This is a genomic window from Bacillus cereus group sp. BfR-BA-01347 (assembly GCF_022663835.1).
Classification (GTDB): Bacteria; Bacillota; Bacilli; order Bacillales; family Bacillaceae_G; genus Bacillus_A; species Bacillus_A thuringiensis_K.
In genome coordinates, this window is the sequence record NZ_JAKUGG010000029.1 from 24855 (window position 1) to 38020 (window position 13166).

Sequence of the window (13166 nt, forward strand, 5' to 3'; positions counted from 1 at the left end):
CCTGTAGACTAAAAGGGAGGTAGGCCCCTTGATAGATGTAAATAACTTTGAATATATGAAGATTGGACTTGCTTCACCTGACAAGATTCGTTCTTGGTCATACGGTGAAGTTAAGAAACCAGAAACTATTAACTATCGTACGTTAAAGCCTGAAAAAGATGGCTTGTTCTGTGAGCGTATTTTCGGACCACAAAAGGACTGGGAATGTCATTGCGGAAAATACAAACGTGTACGTTATAAAGGTGTAGTTTGTGATCGATGTGGCGTTGAAGTAACGCGTGCAAAAGTACGTCGTGAACGCATGGGTCATATCGAATTAGCTGCTCCTGTATCTCATATTTGGTATTTCAAAGGTATCCCGAGCCGCATGGGACTTGTCTTAGACATGTCCCCTCGCGCGCTTGAAGAAGTAATTTATTTCGCTTCTTATGTTGTAACAGAAAGTGGAGATACACCACTTGATAAGAAGCAATTACTTTCTGAAAAAGAATACCGTGCATATCGTGATCGATATGGTAGCACATTCCAAGCTGCTATGGGTGCAGAAGCGATTAAAAAGCTACTACAAGACATCGATTTAGATAAAGAAGTAGACTTCTTAAAAGAAGAATTAAAAACAGCACAAGGACAACGCCGTACTCGTGCTATTAAACGTCTAGAAGTATTAGAAGCATTCCGTAACTCTGGAAATGAACCATCTTGGATGATCTTAGATGTTCTACCAGTAATCCCACCAGAACTACGCCCAATGGTACAGTTAGATGGTGGACGTTTTGCTACTTCTGACTTAAACGACTTATACCGTCGTGTAATTAACCGTAACAATCGTTTAAAACGTCTATTGGACTTAGGTGCACCAAGCATCATCGTTCAAAACGAAAAACGTATGTTACAAGAAGCTGTAGACGCATTAATCGATAATGGTCGTCGTGGCCGTCCAGTTACTGGACCAGGTAACCGTCCATTAAAATCACTATCTCACATGCTTAAAGGTAAACAAGGACGTTTCCGTCAAAACTTATTAGGTAAACGTGTTGACTACTCTGGTCGTTCTGTAATCGTTGTAGGACCGAACTTAAAGATGTATCAATGTGGATTACCAAAAGAAATGGCGCTTGAACTGTTCAAACCTTTCGTAATGAAAGAGTTAGTTGAAAAAGGATTAGCACATAACATTAAGAGTGCGAAACGTAAAATCGAGCGTGTACAACCTGAAGTTTGGGACGTTTTAGAGTCTGTGATTAAAGAACATCCAGTACTTCTAAACCGCGCACCAACACTTCACCGTCTTGGTATCCAGGCGTTTGAACCTACATTAGTAGAAGGTCGCGCAATCCGTCTTCACCCACTTGTATGTACTGCATACAACGCGGACTTTGACGGTGACCAAATGGCCGTTCACGTACCTTTATCATCAGAAGCTCAAGCTGAAGCTCGTCTTCTTATGTTAGCGGCACAAAACATCTTGAACCCGAAAGACGGTAAACCAGTTGTTACTCCATCTCAGGATATGGTATTAGGTAACTATTACTTAACACTTGAGCGTGAAGGTGCAATCGGTGAAGGTATGGTCTTCAAAGATGCAAACGAAGCATTACTTGCATATCAAAATGGATATGTTCATCTTCATACACGTGTTGCAGTAGCTGCAAGTGCAGTAAACAACGCAACATTTACTGAAGAGCAAAAGAGTATGCTTCTATTAACAACAGTTGGTAAATTAATATTTAACGAAATCTTACCAGAGTCGTTCCCTTATATTAATGAACCAACAAATTCAAACCTTGAAAAAGAAACACCAGCGAAATACTTCGTTGAAAAAGGTGCGAACATTAAAGAAATTATTGCTAGTCGCGAAGAAGTGGCGCCATTTAGCAAGAAAATCCTTGGTAACATCATTGCGGAAGTGTTCAAACGTTTCCAAATTACAGAAACGTCTCGCATGCTTGATCGTATGAAAAACTTAGGATTCAAGTACTCTACAAAAGCTGGTATTACAGTTGGGGTATCTGACATTCTTGTATTAGGCGAAAAAGATGAAATTCTCCACGAAGCACAAGCAAAAGTAGATAATGTAATTAAACAATTCCGTCGCGGTTTAATCACGGAAGAAGAACGTTACGATCGTGTTATCTCTATTTGGAGTAATGCAAAAGATGTTATCCAAGGAAAACTGATGAAATCCTTGAATAAACGCAACCCAATCTTCATGATGAGTGACTCAGGTGCCCGTGGTAACGCATCTAACTTTACTCAGCTTGCTGGTATGCGTGGTCTTATGGCCAATCCATCTGGTCGTATCATCGAACTTCCAATCAAATCGAGTTTCCGTGAAGGTTTAACAGTACTTGAGTACTTCATCTCTACGCATGGTGCGCGTAAAGGTCTTGCCGATACAGCACTTAAAACTGCCGATTCTGGTTACTTAACACGTCGTCTTGTTGACGTTGCACAAGATGTAATCGTTCGTGAAGATGATTGTGGAACAGATCGCGGTTTATTAATTGGTGCGATTAAAGAGGGTAATGAAGTTATCGAGTCATTATATGATCGTCTTGTTGGACGTTTTGCAAGAAAAACTGTAAAACATCCTGAAACAGGTGAAGTATTAGTTGCTGAAAATCAATTAATTACTGAAGATATCGCTCATATCGTTGAAAATTCGGGTGTTGAAACTGTAAACATTCGTTCAGCGTTTACGTGTAACACTCGCCACGGTGTATGTAAGAAGTGTTACGGTCGTAACTTAGCAACTGGAACAGACGTAGAAGTAGGAGAAGCGGTAGGTATTATCGCAGCTCAATCTATCGGTGAGCCAGGTACACAGTTAACGATGCGTACATTCCATACAGGTGGGGTTGCCGGAGATGATATCACTCAAGGTTTACCTCGTATCCAAGAGATCTTCGAAGCTCGTAATCCGAAAGGTCAGGCAGTTATCAGTGAAATCGACGGTGTTATCGCAGCGATCAACGACGTTAAAGATCGCCAAGAAGTAGTTGTACAGGGTGAAGTTGAAGCTCGTACGTATGCTATTCCTTACGGTGCTCGTCTGAAAGTAACTCCAGGACAGCCAATTAGCCACGGTAAAGAGTTAACAGAAGGTTCTATTGATCCGAAAGAATTACTAAAAGTAACGGACATTACGGCGGTTCAAGAATACTTATTACGTGAAGTTCAAAAAGTATACCGTATGCAAGGGGTAGAAATTGGTGACAAACACGTAGAAGTAATGGTACGTCAAATGTTACGTAAAGTTCGTGTAAGTGATGCAGGTGAAACAGATGTATTACCAGGAACATTACTAGATATCCATCAGTTTACTGATGCGAATGCTAAGGTCTTACTGCAAGGTAAGCAACCAGCAACAGCTAGACCTGTTCTGCTTGGTATTACAAAAGCTTCACTTGAAACAGATTCATTCTTATCTGCAGCATCGTTCCAAGAAACAACTCGTGTCTTAACTGATGCAGCAATTAAGGGTAAACGCGATGAACTTCTAGGATTAAAAGAAAATGTTATTATCGGTAAACTTGTTCCTGCTGGAACAGGTATGAATCGTTATCGCAAAGTGGATCTTGTAAAAACAACACAAGATGACATGAATGTAGAAAACGATGAGGTTTATGTGGAACAGTAAAATTTTCCGTCATAAATTTTGTATAAAAACAATTAATCTTAGTTGACATTGTATGAGTCAAAATGTTACTATAATCAAGGTTGCTCCTGAACGATGCTTTGGAGGATATTTATATGTCTTATCAAAAAGTATCAACTGCTGAAAATGTAGTCGTTGGTCATAAACGCACATTGGAAGCAATCAAAAATGGTACAGTTAAAGAAGTTGTCATCGCAGAGGATGCTGACATGCGGTTAACCCATGCTATCATTCGTATTGCAATGCAATATAACGTGCCCATAACAAAAGTTGAATCAGTTCGTAAGCTTGGTAAAGCTTCGGGGATTCAAGTGGGAGCTTCAGCAATAGGAATAATAAGTTAAAACTGTTTTTGTGAGGAGAGAGCATTTGCTCTTCCTTGCAAAAACTTTGTTTTCAACTAATAATGAACCACCTGGATATGTGGTCATACAAACATGCGAAGGGAGGATAATCAAATGCCTACTATTAACCAATTAGTGAGAAATGGTCGTACTGATAAAGTATGGAAATCTAAATCACCTGCGTTAAACAAAGGTTTTAACTCTTTAAAGAAAAAATCAACTGATATCTCTGCACCTCAAAAACGTGGTGTATGTACTCGTGTTGGTACAATGACTCCAAAGAAACCTAACTCAGCGTTACGTAAATACGCTCGTGTACGTTTAACAAACGGTATCGAGGTTACAGCTTACATCCCAGGTATCGGTCATAACCTACAAGAGCATAGCGTAGTATTAATTCGCGGTGGTCGTGTAAAGGATTTACCGGGGGTACGTTACCACATCGTTCGTGGTGCGCTTGACACAGCTGGTGTTGACAAACGTATGCAAGGACGTTCTAAATATGGTACTAAGAGACCAAAACCTGCTAAAAAATAATAACTTTAAAATGAAAGGAGGAACTCAATATGCCTCGTAAAGGACCTGTTGCGAAACGTGACGTGTTACCAGATCCAATGTACAATTCGAAGCTAGTAACACGCCTTATCAACAAAATGATGGTTGACGGTAAAAAAGGTAAATCTCAAACAATTCTTTATAATGCGTTCGATATCGTAAACGAACGTACTGGTAAAGAGCCAATGGAAGTATTCGAGCAAGCTCTTAAGAACATCATGCCTGTTCTTGAAGTACGTGCTCGTCGTGTTGGTGGTGCTAACTACCAAGTTCCAGTTGAGGTTCGTCCAGAACGCCGTACAACTTTAGGTCTTCGTTGGTTAGTAAACTACGCTCGTCTTCGTGGTGAAAAAACTATGGAAGAGCGTCTTGCTAACGAAATCTTAGATGCAGCTAACAACGCTGGTGCATCTGTTAAGAAACGTGAAGACACTCATAAAATGGCAGAAGCTAACAAAGCATTTGCTCATTACCGTTGGTAGGATTCAACGTAAAATAAATGTAAGCATAAACCGCTTTATTTGTCGCTTATGGAAGTGTGGAGAGGGAGAATGCCTCTCCCTTTCATCGGGCGCTCGTTTTACATAATGAGAGTACTGGACATACTGACATGTGTAACAATATAAAGTGGCTTTTTTGCTACTTAAAATAAAAAAATCCAATCCATATATGGAAGGAGCAAGACACCAAATGGCAAGAGAGTTCTCTTTAGAAAACACTCGTAATATTGGTATCATGGCTCACATCGATGCTGGTAAAACAACAGCAACTGAGCGTATTCTGTACTACACAGGACGTATTCATAAAATCGGTGAAACTCACGAAGGTGCATCTCAGATGGACTGGATGGAGCAAGAGCAAGAGCGTGGTATCACAATTACTTCTGCTGCAACTACAGCACAATGGAAAGGTCATCGTGTAAACATCATTGATACTCCAGGACACGTAGATTTCACAGTAGAAGTAGAACGTTCTTTACGCGTACTTGATGGTGCTGTAGCAGTACTTGATGCGCAATCTGGTGTAGAACCACAAACAGAAACTGTTTGGCGTCAGGCTACTACTTACGGCGTACCTCGTATCGTATTCGTTAACAAAATGGATAAGATCGGTGCAGATTTCTTATACTCTGTAGGAACAATCCACGATCGTTTACAAGCAAACGCACATCCAATTCAGTTACCAATCGGTGCTGAAGATGAGTTCAATGGTATCATTGACCTTGTTGAAGAGTGTGCTTACATGTACGGTAACGATTTAGGAACAGACATTCAACGTGTTGAAATTCCTGAAGAGCACAAAGAATTAGCTGAAGAATACCGTGGAAAACTTATTGAAGCGGTAGCTGAGCTTGATGAAGAAATGATGATGAAGTACCTAGAAGGTGAAGAAATCACTGTAGAAGAGCTTAAAGCTGGTATCCGTAAGGCTACAACTTCTGTAGAATTCTTCCCAGTAATCTGTGGTTCTGCATTCAAAAACAAAGGTGTTCAAATTCTGTTAGACGCAGTTATCGACTACCTTCCATCTCCACTAGATGTACCTGCTATTAAAGGTACTCTACCGGATACAGATGAAGAAGTAGAACGTAAGTCTAGCGATGAAGAACCATTCGCAGCTTTAGCATTCAAAATCATGACTGACCCTTATGTTGGTAAGTTAACGTTCTTCCGTGTGTACTCTGGTGTGTTAAACTCTGGATCATACGTGAAAAACTCAACTAAAGGTAAGCGTGAGCGTGTAGGTCGTATCCTACAAATGCACGCTAACAGCCGTGAAGAGATTTCAACAGTTTACGCTGGTGATATCGCTGCTGCTGTAGGTTTAAAAGATACTACTACTGGTGATACTCTTTGTGACGAGAAGAGCCTTGTTATCCTTGAGTCTATGGAATTCCCAGAGCCAGTTATCTCTGTAGCTATCGAACCAAAATCTAAAGCTGACCAAGATAAAATGGGTACAGCATTATCTAAGCTTTCTGAAGAAGATCCAACATTCCGTGCTCACACTGACCAAGAAACTGGCCAAACTATCATCGCTGGTATGGGTGAACTTCACCTTGATATCATCGTTGACCGTATGCGTCGTGAATTCAAAGTGGAAGCAAACGTTGGTGCTCCTCAGGTAGCATACCGTGAGACTTTCCGCGCTGCTGCGAAAGTTGAAGGTAAGTTCGCTCGTCAATCTGGTGGTCGTGGACAATTCGGTCACGTTTGGATTGAGTTTGAACCTAACGAAGAAGGTAAAGGATTCGAATTCGAAAACAAGATCGTCGGTGGTGTAGTTCCTCGTGAATACATCCCAGCTGTTGGAGCAGGTCTTGAAGATGCACTTAAAAATGGTGTACTAGCTGGTTATCCACTAGTTGACATTAAAGCTGCATTAGTTGACGGATCTTACCATGATGTCGATTCATCTGAGATGGCGTTCAAAATCGCTGCATCTATGGCACTTAAAGCTGCGGTTTCTAAATGTAGCCCAGTAATTCTTGAGCCAATGATGAAAGTTGAAGTTGTAATTCCTGAAGAGTACATGGGTGACATTATGGGTGACGTAACATCTCGTCGTGGACGTGTAGAAGGTATGGAAGCTCGCGGTAACGCACAAGTTGTTCGCGCTATGGTTCCACTTTCTGAAATGTTCGGTTATGCAACGTCATTACGTTCTAACACTCAAGGACGCGGAACATTCTCTATGGTGTTTGACCACTATGAAGAAGTACCAAAGTCTGTTTCTGAAGAAATTATCAAAAAAAATAAAGGTGAATAATTGATTTTTATCGATTGTTCAAGTATAACTACTTATGTAAGCTTAGAAAGTGGGACGTAAGTTTCACTTTCTAGTCTAAATATAAAATAACCTATATAAACTAAGGAGGAATTTAGAATGGCTAAAGCTAAATTCGAACGTTCTAAACCCCATGTTAACATCGGTACAATCGGCCACGTTGACCATGGTAAAACTACATTAACTGCTGCGATCACTACAGTTCTTGCAAAAGCTGGTGGTGCTGAAGCACGCGGATACGATCAAATCGATGCTGCTCCAGAAGAAAGAGAGCGCGGTATCACAATCTCAACTGCACACGTTGAGTACGAAACTGAAACTCGTCACTATGCACACGTTGACTGCCCAGGTCACGCTGACTATGTTAAAAACATGATCACTGGTGCTGCTCAAATGGACGGCGGTATCTTAGTAGTATCTGCTGCTGATGGCCCAATGCCTCAAACACGTGAGCACATCCTTCTTTCTCGTCAAGTAGGTGTTCCTTACATCGTTGTATTCTTAAATAAATGCGACATGGTAGATGACGAAGAATTATTAGAATTAGTAGAAATGGAAGTTCGCGACCTATTATCTGAATACGGATTCCCAGGCGACGACATTCCTGTAATCAAAGGTTCTGCTCTTAAAGCTCTTCAAGGAGAAGCTGATTGGGAAGCAAAAATCATTGAATTAATGGCTGAAGTTGATGCTTACATCCCAACTCCAGAACGTGAAACTGACAAACCATTCTTAATGCCTGTAGAGGACGTATTCTCTATCACAGGTCGTGGTACAGTTGCTACTGGTCGTGTTGAGCGCGGTATCGTTAAAGTTGGTGACGTAGTAGAAATCATCGGTCTTGCTGAAGAAAATGCTTCTACAACTGTAACTGGTGTAGAGATGTTCCGTAAACTTCTTGACCAAGCTCAAGCTGGAGACAACATCGGTGCTTTACTTCGTGGGGTTGCTCGTGAAGACATCCAACGTGGACAAGTACTTGCAAAAAGCGGTTCTGTAAAAGCTCACGCTAAATTCAAAGCTGAAGTTTTCGTATTATCTAAAGAAGAAGGTGGACGTCACACTCCATTCTTCGCTAACTACCGTCCTCAGTTCTACTTCCGTACAACTGACGTAACTGGTATCATCCAATTACCAGAAGGTACTGAAATGGTAATGCCTGGTGACAACATCGAAATGACTATCGAACTTATCGCTCCAATCGCTATCGAAGAGGGAACTAAATTCTCTATTCGTGAAGGTGGACGTACAGTAGGTTACGGTGTAGTTGCTACTATCGTTGAGTAATCTTAACTGATATAAAAAAACCTAAGGGATTTTCCCTTAGGTTTTTTGTTTGCGTTTATATAAGGGAGAAGAGAGTGTTTTTTTTTGTTTTGACGAGTTTCTTCTATAGTATATAAAAACAACAAAAGATAATCCAGAAACTGTAAAATGAATTCTGTTAGATGAAAACTTGAAATTCTTTAAAGTGCCATGTATAATAGCAAAAGTAGAGAAAAGCGGATGCAAACAAAAAGATGCTTGCATCTAGACGAATAACATTGTATAATAGACAATGTTGGTCTTTGACTGCGATGAAGTGGAAGGTTGCTGACACACCCGGCCGCTTTGCCATGGCATGGTGTGGGGAAATTTCCATGGAGAAGGTCTATTTTAGAAATAGGCGAACGAAGGAGGGAAAATAATGGCAAAAGAAAAAATTCGTATCCGTTTAAAAGCTTACGATCACCGTATTCTTGATCAGTCAGCTGAGAAAATTGTAGAAACAGCTAAGCGTTCTGGGGCAACAGTTTCTGGTCCGATCCCATTACCAACTGAAAAAACTGTTTACACAATTCTTCGTGCTGTTCATAAGTACAAAGATTCTCGTGAGCAATTCGAAATGCGCACGCACAAACGTCTAATCGACATCGTGAGTCCTACTCCACAAACAGTAGATTCATTAATGCGTTTAGACTTACCATCTGGTGTAGATATCGAAATCAAACTATAATTTATATAACTTAAAAATGTAGGAGGTGTAACTCATGACCAAAGGAATCTTAGGAAGAAAGATCGGTATGACTCAAGTATTTGCTGAGAACGGTGAGTTAATCCCAGTAACAGTTATCGCTGCTAATCCAAACGTTGTTCTTCAAAAGAAAACAACTGAAACTGATGGCTACAATGCAATCCAGTTAGGATTTGAAGATAAACGTGAAAAGTTAACTAACAAACCTGAACAAGGCCACACTGCTAAAGCATCTACAACTCCTAAGCGCTTCATTCGCGAAATCCGCGATGCAGACGTGGACGGATTAGAGGTTGGTCAAGAGGTAAAAGTTGACGTATTCGCTACAGGTGAAATCGTTGATGTAACAGGAATTTCTAAAGGTAAAGGTTTCCAAGGTGTTATCAAACGCCACGGACAATCTCGCGGACCTATGTCTCATGGTTCTCGCTATCACCGTCGTCCAGGTTCAATGGGCCCAGTTGCTCCGAACCGTGTATTCAAAGGCAAAAAACTTGCTGGACGTATGGGTGGAGACCAAGTTACTATCCAAAACTTAGAAATCGTTCAAGTTGACACTGAGCGCAACTTATTACTAGTAAAAGGTAACGTTCCAGGTGCTAAGAAATCTCTTGTAGTTGTTCAAGGCGCTGTGAAGGTTAGCAAATAATTCACAATAGGAAGGAGGAATTCCAATGCCAAAAGTTACTGTATATAACCAAACTGGTTCACAGGTTGGTGAAATCGAATTAGCTGAAGCTATTTTCGGTATCGAACCAAATGAAGCTGTACTTTTCGAAGCTGTAATGATGCAACGTGCATCTTTACGTCAAGGTACACACAAAGTAAAAACTCGCTCTGAAGTTCGCGGTGGTGGTCGTAAACCATGGCGTCAAAAAGGAACTGGACGTGCTCGTCAAGGGTCTATCCGCTCTCCTCAATGGCGTGGTGGTGGTACGGTATTCGGACCTACACCAAGAAGCTATGCGTACAAACTTCCTAAGAAAGTTCGTCGTTTAGCAATCAAATCTGCATTAGCTACTAAAGTAGTTGAGAACAACATTGTAGTTCTTGAAGACCTAGTGTTAAATGCACCAAAAACAAAAGATATGCTAGCAGTACTTAAAGGATTAACTGTTGAGAAGAAAGCTCTTATCGTAACTGCTGATGCAAACGAATCTGTAGAGTTATCTGCTCGCAATATCCCTGGAGTAACAGTAATCACTGCTGATGGCGTAAACGTTTTAGACGTGCTTCATCATGATAAGCTAATCATGACAAAAGCGGCAGTGGAAAAAGTAGAGGAGGTGCTTGCATAATGAGAGATCCTCGTGATATCATTAAGCGCCCAGTTATCACTGAACGTTCTATGGAAATGATGGCTGAAAAAAAATACACGTTCGATGTGGACGTTAAATCTAATAAAACAGAAGTTAAAGATGCTCTTGAAGCGATCTTTGGTGTTAAAGTAGAAAAAGTGAACATCATGAACTACAAGCCGAAAGCAAAACGCGTTGGTCGTCACGCTGGTTTTACTAGCCGTCGTCGTAAAGCAATCGTTAAGCTAACTGCTGACAGCAAAGAAATCGAAATCTTCCAAGGCGTTTAATTCTTACTAAAGAAGGAGGGAAATTGAGATGGGAATCAAAAAGTATAATCCAACTACTAACGGTCGTCGTAATATGACTACGAATGATTTCGCTGAAATCACGACTGATAGACCCGAAAAGTCATTACTTGCTCCTTTAAGCAAGAAGGCTGGTCGTAATAACCAAGGTAAAATCACTGTACGTCATCAAGGTGGCGGACATAAGCGTCAATACCGTATCATCGACTTTAAGCGTAACAAAGATGGAATTCCAGGGCGCGTTGCTACGATCGAATACGATCCAAACCGCTCTGCGAATATCGCATTAATTAACTACGTTGACGGTGAAAAACGTTACATTCTTGCTCCTAAATCTTTAGAAGTAGGTATGGAAGTTATGTCTGGCCCAGAAGCTGACATTAAAATCGGTAACGCATTACCATTAATCAACATTCCAGTAGGTACTGTTGTTCATAACATCGAGCTTAAGCCTGGTCGTGGCGGACAATTAGTTCGTTCTGCTGGTACATCTGCTCAAGTACTTGGTAAAGAAGGTAAATACGTACTTGTACGTTTAACTTCTGGTGAAGTACGTCTTGTATTATCTGCTTGTCGCGCTTCAATCGGTCAAGTAGGTAACGAACAACACGAACTTATCAAAATCGGTAAAGCAGGTCGCTCTCGCTGGTTAGGTAAACGCCCAACAGTTCGTGGTTCTGTAATGAACCCGGTTGATCACCCACACGGTGGTGGTGAAGGACGTTCTCCAATCGGACGTAAGTCTCCAATGTCTCCATGGGGTAAACCAACTCTTGGATTCAAGACTCGTAAGAAAAACAAAGCGTCTGACAAATTCATCGTTCGTCGTCGTAAAAAATAATGGGATTGTAGTACGGTTCATTTCTAGAACCGTACGCCAATCACGAAGGGAGGCACCAAAATGGCTCGTAGCTTAAAAAAAGGACCATTTGTCGATGATCACTTAATGAGCAAAATGGAAAAATTAGTTGCATCTGAGCAAAAACAAGTTGTTAAAACTTGGTCTCGCCGTTCAACAATCTTCCCTCAGTTCATCGGACACACAATCGCTGTATATGATGGTCGTAAACACGTACCTGTGTACATCACTGAGGATATGGTTGGCCATAAGTTAGGTGAATTCGCACCAACTCGTACGTACAAAGGTCACCTTGCTGACGATAAGAAAACTAGAAGATAATGAGAGGAGGCACTTCAATGCAAGCTAAAGCAGTAGCGAGAACAGTTCGTATTGCTCCTCGTAAAGTTCGTTTAGTAGTAGACTTAATCCGAGGTAAGCAAGTGGGTGAAGCGATTGCTATCCTTAACCACACACCAAAAACTGCTTCTCCAGTTGTAGAAAAAGTTTTAAAATCTGCAATCGCAAATGCAGAGCACAATTATGAGATGGACATTAACAACCTAGTTGTTGAAAAAGTTTTCGTTGACGAAGGTCCAACGTTAAAACGTTTCCGTCCACGTGCAATGGGTCGTGCAAGCCAAATTAACAAACGCACAAGCCACATCACAGTTGTGGTATCAGAAAAGAAGGAGGGATAATCGATGGGTCAAAAGGTTAATCCAATTGGTCTTCGTGTCGGCGTTATCCGTGACTGGGAATCTCGTTGGTTCGCTGAGAAAGATTACGCTACATTATTACATGAAGACATCAAAATCCGTGAGTACATTAATGTACGCTTAAAAGATTCTGCTGTTGCTAAAGTAGAAATCGAACGTGCAGCAAATCGTGTAAATGTTACAATTCACACTGCAAAACCTGGTATGGTAATTGGTAAAGGTGGTACTGAAGTTGAAGCACTTCGTAAAGCTCTTAACCAATTAACAGGCAAGCGTGTACACATCAACATTTTAGAAGTTAAGAGAGCTGATCTTAACGCTAAATTAGTAGGCGAAAACATCGCTCGTCAATTAGAAAACCGTGTATCATTCCGTCGTGCACAAAAGCAAGTTATTCAACGTGCTATGCGTGCAGGTGCTAAAGGTATTAAAACACAGGTTTCTGGTCGTCTTGGCGGAGCTGATATCGCTCGTGCAGAATCTTACAGTGAAGGAACTGTTCCACTTCATACACTTCGCGCTGATATTGACTATGCAGCAGTTGAAGCTGATACAACATACGGTAAATTAGGCGTAAAAGTATGGATCTACCGTGGAGAAGTCCTTCCTACAAAAAAGAAAGCTTCTGAGGAAGGAGGAAAATAA

At 41.0% G+C, this 13166-nt stretch carries 14 protein-coding genes; all 14 read left to right on the forward strand.

Annotated features, from left to right (window positions below; genetic code table 11):
- Positions 1-28 precede the first annotated feature (28 nt).
- The 14 genes from rpoC to rpsC all read left to right on the forward strand — a co-directional run bounded on the left by rpoC (position 29) and on the right by rpsC (position 13166).
- Positions 29-3640, forward strand: a complete 3612-nt coding sequence (gene rpoC / locus MR143_RS28280; protein WP_000567939.1) for a DNA-directed RNA polymerase subunit beta' — start codon at positions 29-31, stop codon at positions 3638-3640.
- 113 nt (positions 3641-3753) lie between these two features.
- Positions 3754-4002 carry a 50S ribosomal protein L7ae-like protein gene (locus MR143_RS28285; protein ID WP_000121836.1) on the forward strand — a complete coding sequence of 83 codons (249 nt, stop codon included), beginning with the start codon at positions 3754-3756 and terminating at the stop codon, positions 4000-4002.
- Between the two features lie 114 nt (positions 4003-4116).
- Positions 4117-4539, forward strand: a complete 423-nt coding sequence (gene rpsL, locus MR143_RS28290) for a 30S ribosomal protein S12 (RefSeq protein ID WP_001142341.1) — start codon at positions 4117-4119, stop codon at positions 4537-4539.
- 29 nt (positions 4540-4568) lie between these two features.
- Positions 4569-5039, forward strand: a complete 471-nt coding sequence (gene rpsG, locus MR143_RS28295) for a 30S ribosomal protein S7 (protein ID WP_001137491.1) — start codon at positions 4569-4571, stop codon at positions 5037-5039.
- Between the two features lie 208 nt (positions 5040-5247).
- Positions 5248-7326 (forward strand): elongation factor G, encoded by a 2079-nt coding sequence (gene fusA / locus MR143_RS28300; protein WP_000090370.1) that lies wholly within the window; start codon positions 5248-5250, stop codon positions 7324-7326.
- Between the two features lie 117 nt (positions 7327-7443).
- Complete coding sequence (gene tuf / locus MR143_RS28305) at positions 7444-8631, forward strand: elongation factor Tu (protein ID WP_001029614.1); 1188 nt, start codon at positions 7444-7446, stop codon at positions 8629-8631.
- A 400-nt stretch (positions 8632-9031) separates the two neighbouring features.
- On the forward strand, positions 9032-9340 hold the full coding sequence (gene rpsJ, locus MR143_RS28310) for a 30S ribosomal protein S10 (RefSeq protein WP_001040596.1): 309 nt from the start codon (positions 9032-9034) through the stop codon (positions 9338-9340).
- A 34-nt stretch (positions 9341-9374) separates the two neighbouring features.
- Positions 9375-10007 (forward strand): 50S ribosomal protein L3, encoded by a 633-nt coding sequence (gene rplC / locus MR143_RS28315; RefSeq protein ID WP_000160207.1) that lies wholly within the window; start codon positions 9375-9377, stop codon positions 10005-10007.
- Between the two features lie 25 nt (positions 10008-10032).
- Positions 10033-10656 carry a 50S ribosomal protein L4 gene (gene rplD / locus MR143_RS28320; RefSeq protein WP_001127258.1) on the forward strand — a complete coding sequence of 208 codons (624 nt, stop codon included), beginning with the start codon at positions 10033-10035 and terminating at the stop codon, positions 10654-10656.
- A complete protein-coding gene (gene rplW / locus MR143_RS28325; protein WP_001205558.1) occupies positions 10656-10946 on the forward strand; it encodes a 50S ribosomal protein L23 in 291 nt (96 codons plus the stop codon). The genes rplD and rplW overlap by 1 nt, the downstream gene beginning before the upstream one ends.
- 28 nt (positions 10947-10974) lie before the next feature.
- Positions 10975-11805 carry a 50S ribosomal protein L2 gene (gene rplB, locus MR143_RS28330; protein ID WP_000511583.1) on the forward strand — a complete coding sequence of 277 codons (831 nt, stop codon included), beginning with the start codon at positions 10975-10977 and terminating at the stop codon, positions 11803-11805.
- A 60-nt stretch (positions 11806-11865) separates the two neighbouring features.
- The gene (rpsS, locus tag MR143_RS28335) at positions 11866-12144 is read left to right on the forward strand and encodes a 30S ribosomal protein S19 (protein WP_000124454.1); all 279 of its coding nucleotides are present in this window, start codon (positions 11866-11868) and stop codon (positions 12142-12144) included.
- A gap of 17 nt (positions 12145-12161) precedes the next feature.
- Positions 12162-12503 carry a 50S ribosomal protein L22 gene (gene rplV / locus MR143_RS28340; protein ID WP_001148024.1) on the forward strand — a complete coding sequence of 114 codons (342 nt, stop codon included), beginning with the start codon at positions 12162-12164 and terminating at the stop codon, positions 12501-12503.
- A 3-nt stretch (positions 12504-12506) separates the two neighbouring features.
- Positions 12507-13166 carry a 30S ribosomal protein S3 gene (rpsC, locus tag MR143_RS28345; protein ID WP_000529956.1) on the forward strand — a complete coding sequence of 220 codons (660 nt, stop codon included), beginning with the start codon at positions 12507-12509 and terminating at the stop codon, positions 13164-13166.